Below are 23,690 nucleotides of genomic sequence, written 5' to 3'. Positions count from 1 at the left end.
ACCAAATGAACTACTTACCATGTCCATTTGGTGTTTTTCAATAATTCAATTATAACTCATTTTTTTAACGGCCAGTGTATGATAACTGTAAAGCCAAAACTAAGTTTGAATTCTAAAACTCAAGAATTATGCCATAAATGATTTTTCAACTCTGTTCCTATTGATTATTCTTATCAAAGTAAACGCTATTTCTGCTTTCCCTTGAAACGCCATTGAAAGCGTAATTTATCATAAAAGGGAAATTCGATATTGAGAATGGCAAAGCCCATCAAGGCTCCTCCGATTACATCTGTCGGATAGTGCACGCCCAGATAGACTCTGGAGGCCATAACAGTGAAAATATAGAGCAGGAGGAAAGCTTGTACCAAGCGTTTTATTTTTTGGTTTTGAATTCGTTGCTGGACAATGATAATCAAGGTCCCAACAACAACGGCTGTCGCCATGGCATGCCCGCTCGGAAAAGAGTAACCACCCTCTTTGACCAAATGCGAAAGACTGGGCCGGCTTCTTTGGTAAACGAGTTTAATCAGCTTAATCAAAATCCCATGTAAGACCAGATTTCCCGCCAGCAAGGCAGCTTCCAGCTTCCATTTTTTGTAAAGGAAAAAAAGGACAAGAGCCGAAACCCAGATGATAATTCCCACTGGATCAATCACACTGGTTACAAGTTTGAAAAAAGTCGTCAAAGCTGCAGGCAAGTCTCCCCGCAACCAGGTCTGAATCGGGGTGTCAAAGCTGGTCAGCTGCTCAGGATAAAACTTGACCATGTAGCCTAGCATGACGAAAAGTAAAAGGGCGAAAGAGCCCTTTGTTAGATAAGATTGTTTATTTTTCATAGCGTTTTAGGACGGGCTGTAAGAGTTTGTATATTAGCCAAAAGACGAGAGCCCAGATTACTCCTTCTAATAGGTTAAAAGGGACAATCATAGTCAGCAGATACTTGGAAAGACCAAATGCCTTATTAATATCAAAACCAGCAAACCTCGCATAGAGAGGCACAGCATAAATGACATTTAGAATGATCATAGTAATCGTTAGACCAAGTGTTGCTGCTAAGGAAGCCTTCACATAGCTAGATAAGCTATTTCTTTTTTTCCACAAGAGGGAAAAAGCACAAACAAAGACAGCTACCGCTAGTATATTCATGGGTAGACCGATTAGAGTGCCTACGCCATTATTATTCAAAGCTAGCTTTAAGACAGAGCGAATCAAGAGCACTGCTAGAGAGCTTTTTAAATCCAAGACTACCAAAGCCAGTAAAATCGGAATAATTGAAAAATCCAACTTTAGAAACTCGGTTATCAAGGGAATCTCATAAAGCATGAGTAGAAATGATAGTGCAGATAAAACTGCTACAATCGCCAACTTACGAGTATTTGTCATCACAGGTTCCTCCAATTTATAAAAATTAGAGAAGCCGGAAAGGCCACTGAAAAAAGGCTTGTCAGCTAATGATTATTTAGTATAAGGCTCAGCCCTTAAATAAAGATTAAACGGCAAGAATGCTTCACTGCCTCTCGTCTTCTCCCATCCAGACTATACTGTCGGTTGTGGAATCTCACCACATCAGCTTGCGCTCGCGGACTTGATTTGGCATTGAGAAAAAACATTTCCAAGCCAAAAATTACCGCCGGTCGGGAATCTCACCCTGCCCTGAAGACATCATTATCATAACAAAAAAAGCCTGCCAGAGCAAGCAATTTGATTGATGTAATTAAAAATGTTTCAACAGCAGTATTCTATCAATCAGGAAAATTAACTGCTTAGATACATTCATTCCGCTACTTCAGCTTGTCCGCTTCATACTCGTGTACCAAATCTAAGCCAGCAAAATTCTGCTGGCGCAGGGCTTCATAAACAATCATACAGACTGTGTTTGAAACATTGAGGCTGCGAACATGCTGGTCGTTCATGGGAATACGCAAAGCCTTTTCTGGATGGCAACGCATAAATTCCTCTGGTAGTCCCTTGTCCTCACGACCAAACATAAAATAGTGCGAACCTTCTGCTGCAAAATTTTCCTCAGAATAGACCTTCTCTGCAAACTTAGAAATCAGATAAAGACGGCCATCCATCTGCTCCATAAAATCGTCTAAACTCTCATAATAGGTGATGTCCAGCTTATCCCAATAGTCCAGCCCAGCCCGCTTCATCTTGCGATCATCAATGGGAAAACCCATGGGCTTGATGATGTGAAGCGGTGAATTAGTCGCGGCGCAAGTACGGGCAATATTGCCGGTATTCTGCGGAATCTGAGGCTCAAAAAGAACAATATGATTTTTCATAATAAGAATATTTTTCCTAGTATTTTTCTTTAGATAAAAAAATAGCCACACTGCCCGGAGTCAAGCTCAGCAAACAGCGTGGTTAAGGCTTCATTAACTTACATCACAACAGGTTTGAGGTAAACCAATGAAGGTACTCATTTAGTATAACACTTTCAGCCTACAAGTCAATAAAAAATGCTCAAAAAATTGTACTTTTTTTAAAAATATCACAGGAAGATACCATTTTGGTAAAAAAATATTCGGAATTCTATAAATAAGCAAGCTATTCTGTATTTTATAGATGAAATTTAAATGAAAAAAGAGTATGATAGATACATACTTTGGAGGAATCTAAACTTATGAAAATTATTGTTGTCGGCGGCGGGAAGGTCGGAACGGCCCTCTGTCGCTCCTTAGTGGCTGAAAAACATGATGTTATCTTGATTGAGCAGGATGAGGCTGTTCTCAACCAGATTACCAAGCGCTATGACATTATTGGTATTGCTGGCAATGGAGCTAACTTCAAAATCTTAGAACAAGCGGATGTTAGTCACTGTGACATCTTCATCTCTATGACTGAGCATGATGAAGTAAACATGGTCTCAGCTGTTCTGGCCAAACGTATGGGGGCTAAGGAAACCGTCGTTCGAGTGCGTAATCCTGAGTATTCCAATCCTTACTTTAAGGAGAAGAACATCCTAGGCTTCTCGCTGGTGGTCAATCCTGAGCTCCTAACTGCTCGCTACATCGCTAATATCATTGACTTCCCTAACGCCCTGTCAGTAGAGCACTTTGCCAATGGCCGGGTGGCACTGATGGAGTTCAAACTCAAGGAAGACAGCAATCTCTGCCAGATGAGTATTTCCCAGTTCCGCAAGAAATTTGGAAATATCATTGTTTGTGCCATTGAGAGAAAAGGGCACTTGGAAATTCCTGACGGCGACTTCACTCTGGATGCCGGCGACAAGATTTATGTCACAGGTAACCGCCTGGACATTGTTCAATTCCACAATATGGTACGTCCACGGGTTGTTAAGAGCCTGATGATTATCGGGGCTGGAAAGATCGCCTACTACTTGCTCAATATTCTCAAGAATAGTAAAATCGAGCTCAAAGTCATTGAATCTAACCATGAACGGGCAAACTTTTTCAGTCAGGAATTTCCTGATCTCTATGTCGTTCATGGAGACGGTACTGCCAAGGATATCCTACTGGAGGAACGCGCCAATAACTTTGATGCCATCGCTACCCTGACTGGTGTAGATGAAGAAAATATCATTACTTCCATGTTTCTTAATAATCTGGGTGTACAGAAAAACATCACTAAGGTCAACCGTACTAGTTTGTTGGAAATCATTGATAACCAAGACTTTGCCAGCATCGTGACACCTAAAGGTATTGCTGTTGATACGGTTATGCACTTTATCCGCGGTCGCTACAATGCTCAGTTCTCTAACCTAGAAGCTCTGCACCATGTAGCCAACGGCCAAATCGAGACCCTGCAGTTCCAAATCAAAGAAGAAAACAAGATGACTGGTATTCCTCTATCTCAGCTTCATCTGAAGAAAGATGTCCTGATTGCGGCCATTATCCGCCAAGGTAAAGCTATCTTCCCTACAGGCGATGACAATCTGCAAGTTGGAGATAAAATTGTCGTGACCACTCTGCTGCAAAATATCACGCAGATTTACGATCTGTTAGCGAGGTAGACCCATGAATAGATCTATGATTCGCTACCTGCTGGCAAAATTACTGCTGATTGAGGCGGCACTGCTGATTGTACCTATTATCGTCGCTCTAATCTACGGTGAACCTTTAAAGGTCTTTCTCTCTATCGGGGCAACCATGGCTATCCTGCTAGTTTTAGGTGGCATAGGCTCTTATTTAAAGCCCAAGGACCTGCATATCTACGCCAAGGAAGGGGTGCTGATTGTAGCCCTTTGCTGGATTCTCTGGTCCTTCTTCGGAGCCCTGCCCTTTGTCTTCTCTGGTCAGATACCGGACATCATTGATGCCTTCTTTGAGATCAGCTCCGGCTTTACAACCACGGGAGCAACTATTCTCAACGATGTCGGCGTTCTCTCTCATTCGCTGCTCTTCTGGCGCAGTTTTACTCACTTAATCGGAGGGATGGGAGTGCTGGTCTTTGCCCTAGCTATTATGGACAATGCTAAAAATGGCCACTTGGAGGTCATGAAAGCAGAAGTTCCGGGCCCAGTCTTTGGCAAGGTTGTGTCTAAGCTCAAGAGTACGGCCCAAATCCTCTATATCATCTATCTGGCTCTCTTTGCAATTTTCGCCTTGCTTTATTTCCTGGCGGGCATGCCGCTCTTTGACAGCCTTGTGATTGCCATGGGAACAGCTGGTACAGGAGGATTCACCGTATACAATGACGGTATTGCCCACTACAACAGCTCACTAATTACTTATCTGGTCAGCTTTGGGGTCTTGGCTTTCGGGGTCAACTTTAATCTCTACTATTACTTGCTGATTCGCAAGTTTAAGGCCTGCTTTGGCGACGAGGAGCTTAGAGGCTATCTCTGGATCGTCTTTCTTTCCACTGCCTTGATTGCCTTTAATGTCTTCCACCTCTATCAAGGCTTTGCCAAGAGTGTGGAAATTTCCTTCTTTCAGGTCTCTAATATCATCACAACGACTGGATTCGGCTATGGGGATACGGTCAAGTGGCCCCTCTTTTCTCAGGTCATCCTGCTCCTGCTCATGTGTATCGGGGGTTCGGCTGGATCAACCGCTGGGGGATTCAAGGTTATTCGGGGGATTATCATTTCCCGCATTGCAAAAAATCAAATTCTCTCTACCCTATCACCCAATCGGGTCCTAACCATGCATGTCAATGGTGCAGTCTTAGATAAGGATACCCAGCACAAGGTCCTCAAATATTTAGCAACCTATGTTTTGATCGTGCTGGCACTCATTTTCATCGTCAGCCTGGATAACAACAATCTCATGACAGTTGTCAGTGGTGTTCTATCCTGCTTTAACAATATCGGTCCTATGATTGGGACGACGGATACTTTTTCTATCTTCAGTCCTTTTTCTAAGCTATTGCTATCCTTTGCCATGATTGGCGGACGTTTGGAAATCTACCCAATTCTCCTGCTCTTCCTGCCTAAGACTTGGTCTAGAAGATAGGAAATATTCGGAGAATATAGATATATTAAAAAGTCGCACTAGCTATTAGCTAGTGTGACTTTTTGCTTGTATCGTTCCTTTTCAGGCTGAAATGGTCTGGTACAGGATCCTCTCCTGGCTGAGACCAGGGATGACAGCGGAGAATTCGCGCCAAACCCATCAAAACTCCCTTGGCACCATGCTTCTGGATAGCCTCTATCATATAGTTAGAGCAGGTGGGACGAAAGCGGCAAGATGGAGGAAAAGCAGGCGATATGAAGCGCTGATAAAAACGGACAGGAGCAATGAGCAGTTTCTTTATCATTTCTTGGTCTTGGTTACAGCCAGTGTGTGCAGTTGGCTGACTTCTTTTTTACTGAGCTTACGATACTCACCAGGCTTGAGGCCCGTCAGGTCCAAATGACCAAAGCGAGTCCGTGACAGCTTATCCACTTGCAGTCCGACCGCCTGGAACATCTTCTTGACCTGATGGTTACGGCCTTCATGGATGGTCAACTGAACGACCGAGCGATTTTTTGCCGGATCAACCTTGATAATCTCATAAACTGCTGGCTTGGTTTTGCGCCCCTCTATCTCAATACCGCGAGTCAGAGGACGAAGAACTTCTTTATTAGCCAATCCTTTGACACGCGCCACATAGACCTTGTCAATCTCATTTCGGGGATGAATCATCTCGTCGGTAAAGTCCCCGTCATTGGTCAAAATGAGGATACCAGAAGTATCCCAATCCAAACGACCAACTGGATAAATCCGCTCCTTGACCTGAGGCAAAAGATCCACGACTGTCTTACGTCCCTTGTCATCACTGACAGAGGAGATAACCCCGCGCGGCTTATTGAGGAGGTAATAAACCTTCTCCTCATTGTAGATAGGTTGGCCTTCTACTTCCACACGGTCGCCAGACTTAACGTTCGTCGCCAGCTCACGTACCACTTGGCCGTTTATACTGACCTTCCCCTGCCTGATTAGCTCTTCTGCCTTACGGCGGCTGGCTATCCCAGCATGAGCGATGTATTTATTGATTCTCATCGATATCTGTCCTTTCAATAAAGAGCTGGCTTTCTTCAGCAACTAGCTCTGTTTCTTCGACAATCGGCAGCTCATCTAGGTGATTGATTCCCATATAGTCTAAGAAATAATCCGTTGTCACATAGAGATTTGGCCGGCCAATGACTTCCTTTTTGCCATCCTCTCGAACCAGTTCAAAAGCCAAGAGCTTAGCCAAAGCTCCACTGGAATTAACCCCGCGAATGTCATCTATTTCTACTCTTGTAATCGGCTGCTTATAGGCAATGATAGACAAGGTCTCCAGTGCTGCCCGCGACAAACTTTGATTGATTGGTGCCCGCGAATAAGCCCGCAGAATCTCAGCAAATTCTGGCTTTGTGACCAGCTTGTATGTCTTTGATGTTTCCAGTAGGGTCAGGCTAGAGTCTGGATTGGCTTCATATTGCTCAGCCAGCTTCTCCAAACTCTGAATAACCCCGGTCGGCGGCAAAGAAAGGATTTCTGCCAATTGATGAACCTTGAGTCCATCTTCACCCGCCACAAAAAGCAGGGCTTCAATCTCTGCTAACTTACTCATTTCCTCTTCCTACTAAATAAATATTTCCAAAATTTTCTTCCTGAATGACTTGCACTTCCTGCATCTTGACCAATTCCAATGTCGCCAGAAAGAGAGTAATAACTTCATTCATGTCCTTAGTCTCTGCAAAAATCTCCTGCAGAGCCAGACGGCTCTTACCAGCACAGCGCTGACGCACCACATCCATCATGTCCTCAATCTTGTACTCGTCTCGCACAATGGTTGTATGGCTCTTAGAAAACTCCTCTTGCTTCTTGGCGATAACTTTGGAAAAAGCCAAAAAAAGATCAATCGTTGACTTGTCATGCAGGAGCTCAGCGTCTTCATAAACCAGCTCCAGCTTGGGCTTAGAATAATAAAGCGCTCGGTCATCATGCTGGAGCGACATTTTCTCACCTAAGAGCTTGAACCTGCGGTATTCCTCAATCTGGCTCAAAAGGTCTTGCTCCAAATCATCTTCCAGCTCAGCATTATCCGCCACCTTAGGCAGAAGCTTGCGGCTCTTAATCAGCATGAGCTGGCTTGCCATGACCATGTACTCCCCCGTCACTTCCAGCTTCATGGCCTGCAAGGTGGCCACATAAGCCAAATACTGCTCAATGACCTCCGTAATGGGCACATCATAAATATCCACCTGGTACTTAGATACGAGGTGGAGCAGCAGGTCCAGCGGGCCTTCAAAATCTTTTAGTTTGATATCCATTTTTATCTGTATTTTTCTAGTGTAATCATGGTTTTCAAGCCCAAATCTTGGGCAATATCATAAAGGCCAATTCCCTTCTCCCGCTGACGCAAAATAAACTGCTCACGCAGGCTTTGGGCAGATAGACTGGCTTGTCCCTGCTCAATCAAGAAGGCCTCTAGCTGACGGAAGCCCCATTGACGAGAATAGGATTTGCCGTTTTTCTCAAATAAATACGTCCCCGTCAGATAGTCTTCTAACTCACCCGTCAGGCTCTCAGGAATCTTGATAACCCGCTTCTGACCGGCCTTTTCAATCTTCAAAACCTGAAAGTCAAGATTGACGTCTGCCACTCTGACCTGCAGAATCTCGCTGGGCAGTAAGCCCATTTCCAAGATAAGAAGAGCCATCAGCCGCCCCCTGGGAACGCTTGATTCCTGCCAAAAAGCAGACAGATCCAGCAGTTCATTTTCCTGCTCCTTCGATACGGAAACCTTGGGCAAGACCAAGCGGTGAAACTCCTCAATAAGCTGCTGCTGATAAAGGAAGTAGAGAAATTGATTGACTGCTGAGAGCTTCCGCTTCTGAACAGCTGCCTTAAAATCCTTGATAGAGGCCTGATAAATCCGCAAATTGGTCTCGCTAATCCGGCCATGTACTTCCTCGACAAACTGCTCCAAATCATAAGAATAGGCAATTTTAGAATTTTCTGAGATGTTTTTTTGATTTAAAAACGGTCTAATGTATTCTTTCATTTTTTGCGAATTTCGTACTTCTTGCTAAAGCCGTGCAACAAAGAATTGACAGCTTTCAAAATAGACTTTCTAGTAATAATTCCGTAAAAATGCTGATCCTCGCCCACAACCGGCAGAAACGACTCGTCGACCAGCTTATGAAGCACATCTGATACAGTATAATCTGGCCCAACTGTCAAATCGTCCATTTTGGTCATGTGGACGATATCTGTCATCATGAATTCCTCTTCTGGCAAATCATGGCGCATGCGATAGGACATGATGTCTGTCAGGGAAATCGTGCCAACAAACTTTTTATCTGCTGTCACGACTGGTACACGTGAGTAAGTCATCTGGCTCAGCAGTAGGATTGCATGATCCACATTGTGGGTGTCAATCATAACCGCCAGATTTTCCCCAGGCGTCAAAAAAGTTTCTTCATGTTGCAGCAGATAGTCTTCAAATTCCTTAGCAATCATCGGCTAAACTCCTTGGACAAGCTTGGATAGAGTTCATGATTTCGTGTATAGAAATCAACTTTAAAGCGGTCATCATCAATCTCTACCTTAGCGTAGAGGCGTTCGTTAATCAGGCCGCGTGGCTGGCTGATGGAGCCCGGATTCAGAAAGAGCGTTTTGCCTTCCATTCGAGCATCTGGGATATGCAGGTGACCATAAAGGCAGATGTCTGCATTAACCTCTTGCGCCCACAAATCCAGCTTTTGAAAAGAAAAGTTAATATGGAAGAGATGCCCGTGGGTCTGGGCAATAATGGTCCCCGCCAAATCCGTCACCAAGCGTTCTGGATAGCCGTCGTAAAAGTCCATATTCCCTGCAACAACCTGAATCCCTTGCCATACCTCATCATCAGAAGGAAGCTCAGAGTCTCCGTTATGGAAAATCGCATCTACCTTTCCAATATAATGATTCCTAATTTCTTCTACAATAGCACGGTCGCCATGAGAATCACTCATGACTATAATGGTTTGCTTTGCCATGCTGGAAATACCTCCACTAATTTCTTAACTGCCTGAGCCCGATGGGATTGCGCATTTTTTTCTTCCATCGTCAGCTCAGCAGACGTTTTTCCTGTTTCTCCCACTAAGAACAAGGGATCGTAGCCAAAGCCATTTTCCCCTTTTGGCTCATGGGCAATGTAGCCCGGCCAATCCGCTTCAACTACCAGAGACTCCCTATCAGGACTAGCCACCACAAGGGTCGTATGAAAATGGGCCGAGCGGTCCTTGACATCAAAAACCATAGCCAACTCATGCAGGAGCTTGATGTTGTTTTCATCGTCTGTCGCGCCTACTCCAGCGAAGCGAGCCGACCAGACTCCAGGCAAGCCGCCTAAAACATCGACCTGCAGACCTGAGTCGTCAGCTAGCACCATTTTACCGGTCAGCTTACTGATTGTCTCTGCCTTGAGCCGCGCATTTTCCTCAAAGGTGGTTCCCGTTTCTTCCACTTCTGGCAAATCAGGATAATTATTGAGATTTTCAACCTTATAGCCCAGCTTATCAAAGAGTTTGCGAAACTCTGCTGTCTTACCTTCGTTGCGAGTCGCAATCAAGATGATATCTCCGACAGCCATCTCGGTCTCCTGCCCCTGACCAAAAAAGTCGGTCATTTTAACTCCATCCTTAGACAGGAAGAAAACCTTGCGCAGCAAGTCCTTTTCTGTAATCAGAATAGCCCCCTTATGACTGGTCGCCTTAAAATCCCGCTCTTGGCGGTCGTTAATCATATTGAGGACAAACTGGATATAGGACATGGGCGAGCCGTATTTGACCACAACTGTGGTAAAGGCGTTGTATTCTTCATCCAAATCCCGCTCAATCAGCTCACTCAACTCTGCATCTATATGCTCCAAGAGCCTGTATGGGATGTCGTTGAAATGATAGCCAGCCTTGCGAAAGCGGGTCCATTCTCCAATATACCAATTGTTCTCGTCAATGTATTCATAAATTTTATTTGTCATAAGCTTACATGCTCCACATTCACTTTCAGGCCCAGCCAGCTTTCTGCAATCTCCGAAAAGCTTTTGGCATTGGCAGTTGTGTAAAATTGGTGATTGAGCTCCTGTTTTTCCCGACTGCGGTTGATTTCAAAGTAATTGAGTAGGACAGAAATATCCCGTACGCACTCTGCCCCGCTGTCAATCAGCTTCACATCCGGTCCCATCCTATTTTGAATAATAGGGCGGAGCAAGGGATAGTGGGTGCAGCCCAAGACCAGGGTATCTACCCGACCAGCCAGAGGTTGCAGGGTTTCATAGACAACTTTTTTGGTAAGACTGGAATGAAGTTCATTGGACTCTACCAAAGGTACAAACTTAGGGCAGGCCAAACTTTCTACCTGCATCTCTGGCGAGAGCGCTTCAATTTTCTGCCTATAGATATCAGAGGAAACAGTCATTGGCGTTCCAATAACACCGATGCGGCCGCTGACAGTTGACTTAATAGCTGCACTAGCCCCCGGCAGAATCACGCCCAGTACTGGAATATCCAGCTTTTCCTTCACTTCTTCCCAGACAACAGCAGTCGCTGTATTGCAGGCAATGACAATCATCTTAACATCCTTAGTCAGGAGGAAGTTGACCAATTGCCAGGTATAAGCGCGAATCTGCTCAGCAGGCCTAGGACCGTAAGGAGCCCGCGCTGAATCTCCGATATAAATGACCTCTTCGTGGGGGAGCTGCCGCATGAGCTCACGGACTACAGTCAAACCGCCCACTCCTGAGTCTAAAAAACCGATTGGTCGATTATCCATAAGGTCTTCTTTCTAAAACAAGGGACTGGAAGCCGATTCCAAATCCCCATTTTTTTATAGATTTTCTCTACTGGTATTAAAAACCAGCCTCTAGAAAATTATTTTTTCTTTTTGCTCTTAGCAAGCGCAGCTTTCTGCTGGCTGATAATTTGACGATAAACTTGCTGTACTTTCGCTTCATTTGGCCGTTGACCGCTAGCGCTAAGCAAGGTCCGAACTGCTTCTACATTCAAACGCGGATTTTCTGCAAATTCTTTCTCAACTTGCCGACGAAGCAGATACATACCCAAGATCACGCCTCCAGCAAATGCCGCTAAAATCAAGATAATCTCTAAAAATACATTCATATCAAGAACTCCTCTATTTCCATTTTTACATTGCTCTTCATTATATCAAATTTTCTCTATTTTTCAAAATCAAAGCCATACAGTGTCGCAAAATAATCTTCTGGTTTTTCGGCTCTGCGAATCATGCGAACATTGCCATCTTGCTCCAAGAGAATTTCGCTGGAACGGAGCTTGGCATTGTACTGATAACCCATAGAGAAACCATGCGCACCTGTATCGTGAATCACTAGTGTATCCCCAATTTGGCTGACGGGCAGCGCGCGATTAATAGCAAATTTGTCGTTATTCTCACAGAGGCTGCCGACAACATCCACAATCTCTGTCTCACCCTCAGGTCGAACCATATTGGTAATGTGGTGATAAGAGCCATACATAGCCGGACGCAGCAGATTGACCGCTGAGGCGTCCACTCCCAGATAGGTTCTGTATGTCTGCTTCTTATGGGTAACCTTGGTGACCAGAAGGCCATAAGGCGCCAGCATAAAGCGGCCCAGCTCCGTATAAATCTTGACCTGTCCTAGGCCAGCCGGAGTTAGAATAGCTTCATAGGCCTGACGAACTCCTTGACCGATGACCGCAATGTCATTTTCCTCACCTTCAGGCTGATAATTAATGCCGACACCGCCAGATAGATTGATAAAGTCCAGCTCAACTCCTGTCTCAGCAACTACTTCCACAGCCAGTTCAAAAAGCTGACGGGCCAGTTCAGGATAGTAGTCATTGATGACAGTATTTGAGGCCAAGAAGGCATGAATCCCAAATTTCTCAGCTCCCAACTCCTTGAGCTCTTTGAAAGCTTGAATCAGCTGGTCCTTGGTCATACCAAACTTGGCTTCTTCTGGATTATCCATGATGCTGGTTCCCAGCTCAAAGACACCGCCAGGGTTGTAACGGCAGGAAATAATCTTTGGAATACCCGCTGACTCCTTCAAAAAAGCAACATCTTCATAGGCATCCAGATTGATAGTCGCTCCAAGGTCACGCGCAAACTGAAATTCCTCAGCTGGTGTGTTATTGGACGAAAACATAATATCCTGTCCAGCAAAGCCCAGCTTTTGGCTCATGAGCAGCTCAACATAGCTGGCACAATCCACCCCACAGCCTTCTTCTTTGAGGATTTTTAAAATAGCAGGATTGGGAGTGGCCTTGACGGCAAAATATTCTTTAAAACCTGGATTCCAAGAAAAGGCCTCATGCAGGGCACGCGCTCTTTCCCGAATCCCCTTCTCATCATAAAGATGGAAAGGTGTTGGAAACTGATCCGTAATCTCAGCTAGCTTTTCACGACTGACAAAAGGAGTTTTCATACTATTCTCGCTTTCTATTTGCTGGCTTTATTATACCATAAATCCATAGGAGAAACAAAAAGCACTGGGCAAGCGCCCAATGCTTGAGTCTTATTTAGCTTACTTAGTTATTTGTTTCTTCCAAAAATACGCAACAAGCTGAGGAAGAGATTAATGAAGTCCAGATATAGATGCAGAGCCAGCGAAATTGCCCAGCCATTCCCTGGATTGCCATTGGTCTGCTCATAGACATAGCGGATCTTCTGATTATCCCAAGCGATGAGTCCTGAGAAAATAATGACACCAACGATACTGATGATAAAGTCCAAGCCACTGCTTCTCAAGAAGATATTAAGGAAGCTAGCAGCAATAATACCAATCAAACCGGCCATACAAGCTCTGCCCATTCCGGAAAGATCCTTCTTGGTCACCTTGCCGATGAACCCCATGGCAAAGAACATAACGGTCGTTGTCAGAAAGGCTAAGAGAACAGTTGACTGAAGATACAGCGCCATGATAATACTTAAGGTAAAACCATTGATGGCTGAATAAGCTAAAAACATAGGCAGCGCCGCTGGACTATTGCTCCGAGCAGTTCCAGATGCTACCAACACAAGGATAAACTCAACTGCAATAGCCGCATAGAAAATCCAAGTGGAGCCTGTCAGAACAGAGATAATAATGTCCTGAAAGAAGTTCAGCATCAAGAGAGACACGACTGCTGAGATTCCAATACCGACACCAACGATAGAATAAATCTTGGCATAGAAAGAATTAATATCTGATTGATCTTGAATAATAGAATGATTCATAGTTACTCCTTTTATAATAAAACATTTACGGTTTCAGCATCTTTCGATGAAAGAGCTTGCGATTACTGCCCTTGCGTCTCCAAGGTGCCGTTGCTTCTTTGACGGCCCAATACTTGTCCACCATCGTCACAACGAATGACTCTTTGTAGCGAGGCGGTGCCAAGGTCAGGCCCCACATATGCTTGACGATAATGTCCTCTTCGACTTTATTAAGCTTGGTAATCTTACGAGCATTGCGAACTGCCAGCCTCGGATGAACCCAAGCATGACTCTTCTTAAACTTGGTCACACGCCAGTCATAGTAGAATAAGTCATGAAGCAGGGCACCGCGTGCCGTGCTGCGAGCATTCCAGCCAAATTTTTTGGCAATTCTGTAACTAGTATAACTTACATTGATGGAATGTTCAAGTCTATTGGAATGAATATGATGGGGAATTTCTTTCAGGCGCTGCACACTGGGCTTTTCAATCAGGTGCCCAACATAGGCCATAAATTCCTCGTCCTTTTTGTAAGGCATAGAATCACCTCCCTTGCCAACTATTATATCTCTTTTTCTGATTTTTAGCTTAAATGAAAGATTAAAATACCAGCAGCGACAGCAACATTGAGACTTTCTGCCTGCCCCTTCATGGAAATATGGACCAGAATATCAGCTGCTGCCGTCATTTCTGGACTAATCCCCTGCCCTTCATTGCCCATAACTAGGGCAAAGCTCTCTCTGCTGTTCACTTCTCTGTAGTCGATAGATGTTGATGACAAGGTTGAAGCCAGAATCGGTAAATGGGAAGATTGAGCCAGCCTAATAAAATCAGCCGTATCCATCCGATAAACGGGCAGGTGAAAATGACTCCCCTGCATAGAGCGCAGCGTTTTTAAGTTATAGATATCTGCCGACAATTGAGAGATGAAAACCCCGTCAAAACCAGCTGCATCAGCTGTCCGAATGATGGTACCGACATTACCTGGATCCTGAACGTCCTCCAAGAAAAGATAGCGTCCGCTTAACTCCAATGGTATTTCTTTCCTTTCAAAAGCCACTTCTGCGACAATGCCCTGTGGCGTCTTACTATCAGCCAAATCTGCTAAAATTTCCGAACTGACAAAGATCACCTGAGAAAAATCGGCTAATTGTTCTGCGTATTCCGCTAAAGCAAAAATCCGAATCAGCTCTGCCCCGCTGCTGACAGCTTCCTCAAATAAATGCCAGCCTTCGATCAAATAAGAATCCTTGCGGTATTTTTTGTGATGAAGTTTTTTAGCTTTTTTTACCACATTATTGGCTTTTGAGGTTATAATATTCATAAGAACATTATACCACAATTTAGCAGACTTGCACTCATACTGAGGGCTTAAATCCCCTCGGTCCGCTCACTAAAGGAGGACGCCATGCAGAAAGTAAAAATGATAGCCCAAGGACGAGTACAAGGGGTCGGATTCCGCTGGGGAGTTTATTCTCTAGCGCTGGAAATCGGAGGTATTACCGGCCGGGTCTGGAACAACGACGATGGCACTGTTGGCATTCTGGCTCAAGCTGATGACCCAGCTCTGATGGCCAAATTTATCCAAGAAATCCGCAAGGGACCGACACCTTTTTCTAAGGTCAGCTATTTGGATGTGACCATGGCTAATTTTGACTCCTATCCTGACTTCAAAATTTCAAATTAGGTCTGCAGAACTATTGTATATTTTGCAAAAAAACAGTAGAATAGATAGGTATTATTTTTTAGAAACAAAGGATATGAACTCGTGAAACATTTCAAACGCTTTTTATTCTCCGGTATGGGACTGGCTGCGCTTCTTTTCCTGTCTGGCTGTGTGGGCCGCGACAAGGCCGGTAATCCTTCTGGTCTGATCTGGGACGTGATTGGTCAGCCTATGGCGGATGGTATCCAATTCTTTGCCAAGAATTCAGGTCTGGGTTATGGTCTGGCGATTATTATCGTTACGCTCATCGTGCGGATTATCATTCTTCCGCTGGGAATCTATCAGTCTTGGAAGGCAACGCTTCAGTCTGAAAAGATGAACTACTTTAAGCCGATTTTTGCCCCAATCCAAGAGCGAATCAAAAATGCTGAAACTCAGGAAGAGAAGATGCAGGCTCAGCAAGAACTGATGGCTGCTCAAAAAGAAAATGGACTCAGCATGTTTGGCGGTATAGGCTGTCTGCCTCTGCTCATCCAAATGCCTTTCTTCTCAGCCCTCTTCTTTGCAGCCCAATATACTCAAGGGGTTGCAGGCAGTTCCTTCCTCTGGATTAAAGACCTAGCCAAAAGCGACTGGGCTTTGACCGCCATTGTCGGTATCCTCTACTATATCCAGTCAGTGCTCTCTCTGCATGGTATTGAAGATGAAACTCAAAGAAACAGCATGAAACAGGCTTCTTATATGAGTCCTATCATGATTGTTGGTTTCTCATTCCTCTCTCCTGCCGCAGTTACTCTCTACTGGGTAGTCGGTGGATTTATCCAAATCATCCAGCAATTTATCATCAACTACATCATTCGACCTCGCCTGAGAAAACAGGTGGTAGAGGAATTTGAAAAAAATCCTCCTAAAGGCTTGAAAAAAGCGAGTCGAGCTAAAGATGTTACTCCAAAAGCTCAGCAGGCTATTGAGCAAAAGAACAAAAAGAAAAAGAACCGCAATGCTGGTAAGCAACGGTCAAGATAAAGAAAAAATCTTCTAGCTAACACTAGAAGATTTTTTTTAATCTCGAGTAAGAATCGGCGTAACCGATACAAAAAGCTCAGCAAAGAAAGCAATAACTGATGAACGAGGTGACGCTATCATAGTAAAACGGTAAAGCCAATCAAGCCTTTCTTATATGAAACCCAAATCCTGCCCTTGAAAATCCGCACCAGACTTTCTGCCATGGATAGGCCAATCCCGTAGCCAGGCTGCTTCTGATTGTGCGATTCGTCTTCGCGATAGAAACGGTCAAAGAAACGACTGTAATCGACATTTTTACCGTCCGCGTAACTATTGGCTACCGTCAGCCGGGCTCGTTTCCCGCGCTTGGCCTTAGTCAAGGTGACAAAAATTTGTCCATCTTCGTCACAATACTTGCAGGCATTGTCAATCAGGATACTAACCAATTCATAGAGTTCATCTTCAGTTGCCTTGACATGGATGTCTTCCTGCAGCTTGATCTCGTACTTCTTGCCTGCCTTCTCGATGACAGACTTGAAGTTTCCTGCTACTTTTTTAACAACTTCTGAAAAATTCACATCTACCAAAGTAACATCTGGCTGCTCTTCCAGACGGGCCAGAACGACCATTTGATTGATTAGATTGCTGAGGCGCTTGACCTGGTCCTTGGTGCTTTCTGTCCATTCATTTTCGCCAGTCATCAGCTCTTGCAGCTCCGTATTGGCTGATATGATTGCCAATGGCGTCTTCAGTTCATGTCCAGCATTAGTGATGAAACGTTTTTGGTTTTCATAGTTTTTGATATAGGGACGGATGGCAAAGTTGGAAAATCCAGACACGACCAAAACAAAGAAAATAAAGCTATAGAAGCATAACTGGATAGACAGCCAGAAAAAGTCATTGCGACTTTCGAGATAATTGGTCGAATCTAAGACCACCAGTAAATAGCGCTTGGTCTTGGAATCCTGCGTTATCTGGTAGGAATAAAATTGACTGCCTACCTTAAAAACCCCACTGCTGCGGCTGTTCTTAATCACTTTATTAGCGTAGCTGAGCGCCTGCTCCTTAGATAGATTGGAAAGATGATCCAAGTTGGTGGAGTAAAGTGTTTTGTCTTCGTTATAGACCACGCTGAAATAGCGGTATTGGTAGATGGTATCAATGGTGATACGGTCGTTTTGCAAGCTCTCTGCCGTTTCTTCTACACTGGGAAAATCTCCATTATTGGCAGATAGAATATTGAGAACGGCTTGGATTTCTCCGTTGGTCTGCAGAAAACGAACAGAGTTTAAGACAGCAATCATAGTCAGCAAAATACAGACAATAGCCGCCGAAGCCAGCAGAATGAACCGAATTTTAAGCTTCCGAAACATGGCCATCTCCTTCCAGCGGCACCAGAGTGAAACTGCCGCCTTCCTCACCCAAGATAGCAAGATCAGCATGAATAGCCTTCAGCTTCTGGCGCAAATAGGAAATATAAATCCAGACGAAGCCCTCGTCCAAATCCTTATCCTCGTCTTTGGACCAAACATGACGGAAGATTTCCTGAGTGGAAAGACTCTTCTGGGCATTGAGCATGAGAAATTCCATCATTTTAGATTCCTTACCGGCTAGTCGAATAGAGTTGGAGCTAATGAGTTCATGCTCTCCGACATTGAGACTGGTTTGGCCAATCTGCAGCAAATTGGGTGTGAACGTCGCTACCCGTCTGGACATGGACCGCAGGCGAGCCAGAAGCTCTTTCAGAGAGAAGGGCTTGGTCAGATAATCATCTGCACCGGCATCCAGCCCTGTGACCTTGTCATCTACCTCTGACATAGCTGTCAGCATGATGACGTGGGTCGTATTGCCGGTTTGGCGGATTTCTTTCAACGCTTCAATGCCTGTCTTGACAGGCATCATGATATCCAGAATCATCAAATCATAGGCATTTTCCTTGGCCAAGTCCACAGCTTCTTGCCCATCAAAGGCTGTATCAACTTGATAACCTTCATGGGTCATCGCCGTTTCCAAGACACGGGACAGCTGTTGCTCATCTTCAGCTAATAAAATCTTCATCATCTTACTCACTTTCTCGAATCAAATTCCGGATGGTCTGCATGGTCACATCACAGGACGCCAGCTCATCTGCACAGCGTTTCAGCTCGCGGACAATCCGCTTACTGTCTTTAATCTCATGCTTGTACTTCATCTGATGCTCTAAGCTGGCCCAAGAATCCATAGCAATGGTCCGAAGCTGGATTTCTACAAAATAACGGCCGGGATTTTGACCATGACAGTCCTCATAAGGAGTCTCCACCTCTAATATCAAGTGGTAGGAGCGATACCCATTAGGCTTGGCAGCTCGGATATAGTCCTTTTCCAGAACAATCTCACAGCCCTCTAGCTGACGAAGCACCTCAATGGTCTGATAGATGTCCTCGATAAAACCGCAAACAATCCGAATCCCAATCGCATCACGAATTTCTTTCAGGGCAGACACTGGCACCCTAGGCAGATTCTTGCGTTGACATTTCTCTTCCATACTGGCTGCCTGCTTGACTCGTGCGTTAAAATGCTCAAAAAGCTTCTGCCCTGTTTCCTGCTTGACTCGATCATTTGCCTCTTGAATACGCTGACTAAGATCATCTAAAATCTTGGGCAGGTAGACGCCGTATTTCCCATAAATATCTTGCTCTTGCATACAATTCTCCTACTTTTCTAGCTTATCCTCATTATAGCATAACCATATGTCTTTTCTCTATTTTTCCCCTGCTCTTCTTATCTATCCTATACTCTCTATCTTAAAAGAAACGAAAAAAGAACCAGTCATCTAGCCAGTTCCTTTTGGTATTTATTAAACGGTTTTTTCAACCTTGAGAATTTTAACGTCGTAGCTGCCAACCGGTGTTTCAACTGTTGCAGTATCACCTGTTTTCTTACCAATCAAAGCTTGTCCAATCGGGCTTTCATTGGATACCTTGCCTGCGAAAGCATCTGCACCAGCAGAACCAACGATAATGTAGACTTCCTCTTCGCTTTCACCTACTTCTTGAATGGTAACTGTTTTGCCGATAGCTACCTCGTCCTTGGCTACAGCGTCACTGTTTACAATCTCAGCGTAGCGGATCTTGGTTTCCAGACTAGAAATCTGTCCTTCCACAAAAGCCTGTTCGTCCTTTGCAGCTTCGTATTCACTGTTTTCTGACAAATCGCCGTATGAGCGGGCAATCTTGATACGTTCTACCACTTCTGGACGACGCACCAATTTCAATTCTTCTAATTCTTTTTCTAGTTTTTCCTTTTCCTCTAGGGTCATAGGATAAGTTTTTTCAGCCATTTTTTCTCTTTTCTTTTATTTTCTTTTATTTTAAAACTAAAACAAGAGGCTGAGACAAGTCTGTATCAGTCCCTTTTTTATATAGCAGGACTGAGAAAGCTAGAACTAAATGCACTAGCTTTTTCTCGTCTGCAATGATAGCAGTCTAATTAGAACTGCTGCTGGATTGAGTGAGCTTGCTGTTGACATGCTCCTCAACATTTTTGGCGTGTTCCTCATAAGTATTAGCGAAGTAAACAGCGCCTGTTTCAACATTTGCCACAAAGTAGAGGTAGTCCGTCTTACTTGGGTTAATGGTAGCTTCCAGAGCTGAAAGGCTGGGACTATCAACTGGTCCAGGCATAAGCCCTTCTTTTTTATAGACATTGAAAGGCGAGTCGATATTGGTATCAATCTCAGCGTCCTCTTTCAGAGTCGTTTTCTTTCCTAGCTTGCCTTGAGCATAAAGGATAGCGATATTACTCTGAAGCGGCATCGCTTGATTGAGACGATTGTAAAATACGCTGGCAATATCTTTACGATCCTGGTCTGTCGAACCTTCTTTTTCCACCAGAGAAGCAAGTGTCAAAACTTCATTAACCGTTAGGTTCTTCGCTTCGATGGTAGAGTAATAAGAAGACAGATTGGTATTCATTGCGCCCAACATCTGATCAATCAAGCTTTCCAAATCCGCATCCTCGCCATAGTTATAAGTGGCAGGGAAGAGATAACCTTCTAAGCGGTACTTGACCCCGCTGTCCTTGCTTGGCAAAGTACCCAGCAACTGTGGATATTTAGCCACCATCTTGGAAATGAAAGCTTCATCCTGCACCTTAGCTAGGAAATCGTCCTTACTAAAAGGTGTCTTACTAGTCTTCTTAGAAGTTGCAGCTGCATTAACCGTCACAGCCTCTGCAATCTGCTCCAGCGTATAGCCTTCAGGAATAGTAACCTTACCAACAACTGGTGGTTGTGGCGTATCCGTTCCACCTTCCTGAAGCTGACGAGCAATGGTATCTAAGTCCATGCTCTTCTGGAGATTGTAATAGCCGGACTGGTAATTATTAAAGCTTTTAATCTTGGAATACAGACTAAAAACTTGGGCATTTTTAATCAGCCCCTTTTTCTCAAGGATTTCTCCAATCTGCTTAGAGCTAGAGCCTTCTGGCACTTCAACCGTCACATATTCTGTTGCGTTTGCATCAACAGGTTTAAGAGCTGAAGATACATAAGTGTAGCCGACAACTCCTGTGACCACAAGTCCCAGCAGGACAATCAGCAGAACCGTTGTCATAATCCTGCGGGCTAAGGTGTTTTGACGTTTTTTCTTGACCGTGTTGTTGGCCCGATTAGCCCGAGATAGAACCTCATTGGGCTTCTTATCTTCCTCATCCACTCGGCCATAGACCTGAGGGTGAGCCTTTTCATTCTCTGCAACCTTGTAGGAAACATCTACCGAAGCCGGTCTAGCTTCAAAGTCCTCAGCAGCTGCTGTTTCTTTTGCAGAAGCAGCATCCGCTTCTGATTGGCTAGTTGAAGAGGGTGTTTGTTCTTCCTTTTCTCCAGCTAAGTCTTTCAAAATCTGCTCTTTAAAGCTCAGATTCTTCTCTTTGTCTTGTGATTTTTCAGTCAAAAATTTGACCTCCTTCATCATAATCCCTAACATTATATCTTAAAAGTCAGATAAATGCAATAAGAGTAGGATTTTCTAGCTTATTATTGGTTTTTTTGCAGTTTGAGACTAGGATTTTCCCAGACCATATCAAACCAAGTAGCGCCTGCATAAGTTGATTTTGACAAACCTTCATTTACAAAGGCATGCTTCTCGTAGTAAGCGGTGAGGTAGTCGTGGCAGGTCAGATTGATGCCGTGGCGTTCATCTGCTATAGCAATCTCTTTCATAGCTTCCAATAGCTTGCGGCCGACCCCCATCCCCTGAGCATCTTTCGAGATAGAAAGGCTGGTCAATGAGATAAAGCCACCGTCCAGATGACTATAATCTTCAATCTCCTCTGTAAAGGAAATATCCTTTAAATAACGTTCTGTACGGACAGGTCCCTCCAGATAGCCTAGAATCTTACCATCCTTTTCCGCCACCAAAAAAGTCGAAGATAGGGTTTGGATATGAGCTGCTAGACTTTCGCGGCTAACAGCCTCTTCTGGACTGAAATTTCCCAATTCAATCGCATAAATGGCATCTAAGTCAGCCATTTGAGCTTGACGGATAATCATTCTTTCTCCTTAAAATTGGGATTTTCCCACACCATATCAGACCAAGCAGCCCCACCATGAGTTGAGTCAGAAATCCCTTCGTGGACGAAACCATTCATCTCATAATAAGGTATCAGCTCATCATGACAAGTTAGGCTAATGCCCTGTCGATTTTGCTGAACAGCTGTCTCCTTGAAAGCTGCAAGCAACAAGGTTCCGACTCCCTGCCTCTGAAAATCCGGATGGACGGACAGACTTTGGACAGCAATGAAGCCACCTTCTGGAGGATTAGCACCCACCTTGCTAAAGAGATCATCTGTCAAATATCGCGCCTGAACAGCTGGTCCAACAATATAGCCCGCCAGCTGACCATGCAGCTCTGCTAGCAAAAAAGTATCAGCAATCTGCTCAATCCGCTCTTTGAGAACTTCTGCACCGGCCGCTTCTGCTGCTGGAAAATTCAGCTGCTCAATTGCAAGAATTTCTACCCAGTCGCTCAAGTCGGCCTGTCTGATTCGAATCGGTGCTTCCATCAAGTCTCCTCCTACTGAACGTTGCTGGTAAGATTGGACAGGAGACGTTCAAAGGAATATTCATAGGTCTGGATGTCACCAGCTCCCATAAAGACATAAACGGCATTATCGTGGTCAAGAAGCGGAGAAACATTATCCACGTCAATAACCTTGGCCCGCTTCACAATCTTTTCAGCCAGATCTTCTACCTTAACATCACCCTTGTCCACCTCACGCGCAGATCCGTAAATCTGAGCTAAATAGACTGAGTCAGCCTGATTGAGGGCTTCCGCAAATTCGTCCAAGAGAGCAATGGTCCGAGTGAAGGTATGCGGCTGGAAGATCGCCACGATTTCCTTGCTTGGATATTTCTGACGGGCTGCATCCAGAGTCGCAATAATTTCCGTCGGATGGTGAGCAAAGTCATCAATAATAACTGTTTCGTTAACAATCTTTTCAGTAAAGCGGCGCTTAACCCCGCCAAAGGTCTTGAGGTGCTCCCGAACTAGATTCAAATCAAGACCTGCAGTGTACAAGAGGCCAATTACTGCTGTCGCATTCATAATGTTGTGGCGGCCAAAGCTTGGAATCTGGAACTCACCCAGTTCTTTCCCGCGGAAAGAAACTTTAAAGCCTGAACCGCTGGTAGATCGCAAGAGATCGTGAGCGACAAAGTCATTGCCCTCTTCCTTGAAGCCATAGTAGTAAATTGGAGCCTTGGACGTAATCCGACGCAGCTGCTCATCTTCTCCATAAATGAAAAGCCCTTTGGTAATCTGCTTGGCATAGTCATTGAAAGCGTTAAAGACATCTTCTAGGCTCGTGAAATAATCCGGATGGTCAAAGTCGATATTGGTAATGATTGAATATTCCGGATGATAGGGCATGAAATGACGCTCGTACTCGTCTGACTCAAAGACAAAATACTTAGCATTGGCAGAACCGCGGCCTGTACCGTCCCCAATCAGATAGCTAGTATCCGTGATATTAGACAGAACGTGGGAAAGAATACCCGTTGTAGAAGTCTTCCCATGGGCACCAGCCACTCCCAAGCTGACAAAGTCACGCATGAAGCTGCCTAAAAACTCATGGTAGCGTTTATAGCTGATACCGTTTGCGTCTGCATAGGCAATTTCTACATTGTTATCTGGACGAAAGGCATTGCCGGCAATGATTTCGAAGTCTGGCTGGATATTCTTTTCATCAAAAGGCAGGATGGAAATGCCAGCCTGCTCCAGACCGCGCTGAGTGAAATAATATTTATCAACGTCACTGCCCTGAACCTTATGGCCCATCTGATGCAGCATCAAAGCCAAAGCGCTCATACCAGAGCCCTTAATCCCGATAAAATGATAGGTTTTCGTCATGATTACTCCTTAAGAT

The 23,690-nt window shown here is 44.5% G+C and carries 29 protein-coding genes and 1 riboswitch; of the genes, 4 read left to right on the top strand and 25 right to left on the bottom strand.

Annotated elements, in window-relative coordinates; translation table 11 throughout:
• Positions 1–185 precede the first annotated feature (185 nt).
• The 3 genes from FKX92_RS00310 to FKX92_RS00300 form a co-directional block, all read right to left on the bottom strand.
• Positions 186–836 (bottom strand): phosphatase PAP2 family protein, encoded by a 651-nt coding sequence (locus tag FKX92_RS00310; RefSeq protein ID WP_149565177.1) that lies wholly within the window; start codon positions 834–836, stop codon positions 186–188.
• Positions 826–1,383 (bottom strand): ECF transporter S component, encoded by a 558-nt coding sequence (locus tag FKX92_RS00305; RefSeq protein ID WP_002923560.1) that lies wholly within the window; start codon positions 1,381–1,383, stop codon positions 826–828. The genes FKX92_RS00310 and FKX92_RS00305 overlap by 11 nt, the downstream gene beginning before the upstream one ends.
• A gap of 132 nt (positions 1,384–1,515) precedes the next feature.
• Positions 1,516–1,665, bottom strand: a riboswitch (FMN riboswitch).
• A gap of 116 nt (positions 1,666–1,781) precedes the next feature.
• Complete coding sequence (locus tag FKX92_RS00300; RefSeq protein ID WP_185681473.1) at positions 1,782–2,285, bottom strand: tRNA (cytidine(34)-2'-O)-methyltransferase; 504 nt, start codon at positions 2,283–2,285, stop codon at positions 1,782–1,784.
• Positions 2,286–2,626: 341 nt separating this feature from the next.
• Here FKX92_RS00300 and trkA point away from each other — a divergent pair, with 341 nt between their 5' ends.
• Complete coding sequence (gene trkA, locus FKX92_RS00295) at positions 2,627–3,976, top strand: Trk system potassium transporter TrkA (RefSeq protein ID WP_149565176.1); 1,350 nt, start codon at positions 2,627–2,629, stop codon at positions 3,974–3,976.
• 4 nt (positions 3,977–3,980) lie between these two features.
• Positions 3,981–5,420, top strand: coding sequence for a TrkH family potassium uptake protein (locus FKX92_RS00290; protein WP_149565175.1), 1,440 nt, complete (start codon positions 3,981–3,983; stop codon positions 5,418–5,420).
• Between the two features lie 49 nt (positions 5,421–5,469).
• Here the strand turns inward: FKX92_RS00290 and yidD are convergent, their stop codons facing one another.
• The 14 genes from yidD to FKX92_RS00220 all read right to left on the bottom strand — a co-directional run bounded on the left by yidD (position 5,470) and on the right by FKX92_RS00220 (position 14,939).
• Entirely contained in the window at positions 5,470–5,724 is a 255-nt protein-coding gene (gene yidD / locus FKX92_RS00285; protein WP_033179204.1) for a membrane protein insertion efficiency factor YidD, read from the bottom strand.
• Positions 5,721–6,449, bottom strand: a complete 729-nt coding sequence (locus tag FKX92_RS00280; RefSeq protein WP_002894611.1) for a pseudouridine synthase — start codon at positions 6,447–6,449, stop codon at positions 5,721–5,723. Before FKX92_RS00280 ends, yidD begins: the two co-directional genes overlap by 4 nt.
• A complete protein-coding gene (gene scpB / locus FKX92_RS00275; protein ID WP_002894610.1) occupies positions 6,436–7,005 on the bottom strand; it encodes an SMC-Scp complex subunit ScpB in 570 nt (189 codons plus the stop codon). The genes FKX92_RS00280 and scpB overlap by 14 nt, the downstream gene beginning before the upstream one ends.
• Positions 6,998–7,708 (bottom strand): segregation/condensation protein A, encoded by a 711-nt coding sequence (locus tag FKX92_RS00270; RefSeq protein ID WP_149565174.1) that lies wholly within the window; start codon positions 7,706–7,708, stop codon positions 6,998–7,000. The genes scpB and FKX92_RS00270 overlap by 8 nt, the downstream gene beginning before the upstream one ends.
• Positions 7,709–7,710: 2 nt before the next feature.
• Entirely contained in the window at positions 7,711–8,442 is a 732-nt protein-coding gene (xerD, locus tag FKX92_RS00265) for a site-specific tyrosine recombinase XerD (RefSeq protein WP_149565173.1), read from the bottom strand.
• Positions 8,439–8,900 carry a cyclic-di-AMP-binding protein CbpB gene (gene cbpB / locus FKX92_RS00260; RefSeq protein ID WP_002897025.1) on the bottom strand — a complete coding sequence of 154 codons (462 nt, stop codon included), beginning with the start codon at positions 8,898–8,900 and terminating at the stop codon, positions 8,439–8,441. Before cbpB ends, xerD begins: the two co-directional genes overlap by 4 nt.
• On the bottom strand, positions 8,897–9,418 hold the full coding sequence (locus tag FKX92_RS00255) for a metallophosphoesterase (RefSeq protein ID WP_002923538.1): 522 nt from the start codon (positions 9,416–9,418) through the stop codon (positions 8,897–8,899). Before FKX92_RS00255 ends, cbpB begins: the two co-directional genes overlap by 4 nt.
• Entirely contained in the window at positions 9,397–10,401 is a 1,005-nt protein-coding gene (locus tag FKX92_RS00250; protein ID WP_149565172.1) for a nucleoside-triphosphate diphosphatase, read from the bottom strand. The genes FKX92_RS00255 and FKX92_RS00250 overlap by 22 nt, the downstream gene beginning before the upstream one ends.
• Positions 10,398–11,192 carry a glutamate racemase gene (gene racE, locus FKX92_RS00245; protein WP_002923530.1) on the bottom strand — a complete coding sequence of 265 codons (795 nt, stop codon included), beginning with the start codon at positions 11,190–11,192 and terminating at the stop codon, positions 10,398–10,400. The genes FKX92_RS00250 and racE overlap by 4 nt, the downstream gene beginning before the upstream one ends.
• Before the next feature lie 98 nt (positions 11,193–11,290).
• Positions 11,291–11,539: a YneF family protein gene (locus FKX92_RS00240; protein ID WP_002918462.1), complete on the bottom strand. Its 249-nt coding sequence runs from the start codon at positions 11,537–11,539 to the stop codon at positions 11,291–11,293.
• Positions 11,540–11,595: 56 nt separating this feature from the next.
• Complete coding sequence (locus tag FKX92_RS00235; protein ID WP_048772955.1) at positions 11,596–12,846, bottom strand: diaminopimelate decarboxylase; 1,251 nt, start codon at positions 12,844–12,846, stop codon at positions 11,596–11,598.
• Between the two features lie 107 nt (positions 12,847–12,953).
• Positions 12,954–13,637, bottom strand: coding sequence for a Bax inhibitor-1/YccA family protein (locus FKX92_RS00230; protein WP_149565171.1), 684 nt, complete (start codon positions 13,635–13,637; stop codon positions 12,954–12,956).
• A 25-nt stretch (positions 13,638–13,662) separates the two neighbouring features.
• Positions 13,663–14,154 (bottom strand): HD domain-containing protein, encoded by a 492-nt coding sequence (locus tag FKX92_RS00225; RefSeq protein ID WP_002899728.1) that lies wholly within the window; start codon positions 14,152–14,154, stop codon positions 13,663–13,665.
• A 44-nt stretch (positions 14,155–14,198) separates the two neighbouring features.
• A complete protein-coding gene (locus FKX92_RS00220) occupies positions 14,199–14,939 on the bottom strand; it encodes a TrmH family RNA methyltransferase (RefSeq protein WP_149565170.1) in 741 nt (246 codons plus the stop codon).
• Positions 14,940–15,023: 84 nt separating this feature from the next.
• Between FKX92_RS00220 and FKX92_RS00215 the strand changes: the two genes are divergently transcribed.
• Together FKX92_RS00215 and yidC are read left to right on the top strand one after the other, a co-directional pair.
• A complete protein-coding gene (locus tag FKX92_RS00215) occupies positions 15,024–15,302 on the top strand; it encodes an acylphosphatase (protein WP_002897016.1) in 279 nt (92 codons plus the stop codon).
• 81 nt (positions 15,303–15,383) lie between these two features.
• The gene (yidC, locus tag FKX92_RS00210) at positions 15,384–16,307 is read left to right on the top strand and encodes a membrane protein insertase YidC (RefSeq protein WP_125351257.1); all 924 of its coding nucleotides are present in this window, start codon (positions 15,384–15,386) and stop codon (positions 16,305–16,307) included.
• Between the two features lie 116 nt (positions 16,308–16,423).
• Here the strand turns inward: yidC and FKX92_RS00205 are convergent, their stop codons facing one another.
• The 8 genes from FKX92_RS00205 to murC all read right to left on the bottom strand — a co-directional run bounded on the left by FKX92_RS00205 (position 16,424) and on the right by murC (position 23,674).
• Entirely contained in the window at positions 16,424–17,659 is a 1,236-nt protein-coding gene (locus FKX92_RS00205) for a sensor histidine kinase (protein WP_002905871.1), read from the bottom strand.
• Positions 17,643–18,344 carry a response regulator transcription factor gene (locus tag FKX92_RS00200; RefSeq protein ID WP_295345560.1) on the bottom strand — a complete coding sequence of 234 codons (702 nt, stop codon included), beginning with the start codon at positions 18,342–18,344 and terminating at the stop codon, positions 17,643–17,645. Before FKX92_RS00200 ends, FKX92_RS00205 begins: the two co-directional genes overlap by 17 nt.
• A gap of 4 nt (positions 18,345–18,348) precedes the next feature.
• On the bottom strand, positions 18,349–18,969 hold the full coding sequence (locus tag FKX92_RS00195; protein ID WP_125402421.1) for a GTP pyrophosphokinase: 621 nt from the start codon (positions 18,967–18,969) through the stop codon (positions 18,349–18,351).
• Positions 18,970–19,122: 153 nt separating this feature from the next.
• Positions 19,123–19,605: a transcription elongation factor GreA gene (gene greA, locus FKX92_RS00190; RefSeq protein ID WP_002894584.1), complete on the bottom strand. Its 483-nt coding sequence runs from the start codon at positions 19,603–19,605 to the stop codon at positions 19,123–19,125.
• 145 nt (positions 19,606–19,750) lie between these two features.
• The gene (gene mltG, locus FKX92_RS00185; protein ID WP_061595072.1) at positions 19,751–21,250 is read right to left on the bottom strand and encodes an endolytic transglycosylase MltG; all 1,500 of its coding nucleotides are present in this window, start codon (positions 21,248–21,250) and stop codon (positions 19,751–19,753) included.
• A gap of 50 nt (positions 21,251–21,300) precedes the next feature.
• A complete protein-coding gene (locus FKX92_RS00180) occupies positions 21,301–21,816 on the bottom strand; it encodes a GNAT family N-acetyltransferase (RefSeq protein WP_149565168.1) in 516 nt (171 codons plus the stop codon).
• Positions 21,813–22,328: a GNAT family N-acetyltransferase gene (locus tag FKX92_RS00175; protein WP_149565167.1), complete on the bottom strand. Its 516-nt coding sequence runs from the start codon at positions 22,326–22,328 to the stop codon at positions 21,813–21,815. The genes FKX92_RS00180 and FKX92_RS00175 overlap by 4 nt, the downstream gene beginning before the upstream one ends.
• Before the next feature lie 11 nt (positions 22,329–22,339).
• Entirely contained in the window at positions 22,340–23,674 is a 1,335-nt protein-coding gene (gene murC, locus FKX92_RS00170) for a UDP-N-acetylmuramate--L-alanine ligase (RefSeq protein ID WP_149565166.1), read from the bottom strand.
• Positions 23,675–23,690: the final 16 nt, after the last annotated feature.

Origin of the sequence: Streptococcus sanguinis (assembly GCF_008329445.1) — a bacterium.
GTDB lineage: Bacteria > Bacillota > Bacilli > Lactobacillales > Streptococcaceae > Streptococcus > Streptococcus sanguinis_O.
Note: the sequence above shows the minus strand (reverse complement) of the source record. Positions and strands in the feature narration are given on the sequence as shown.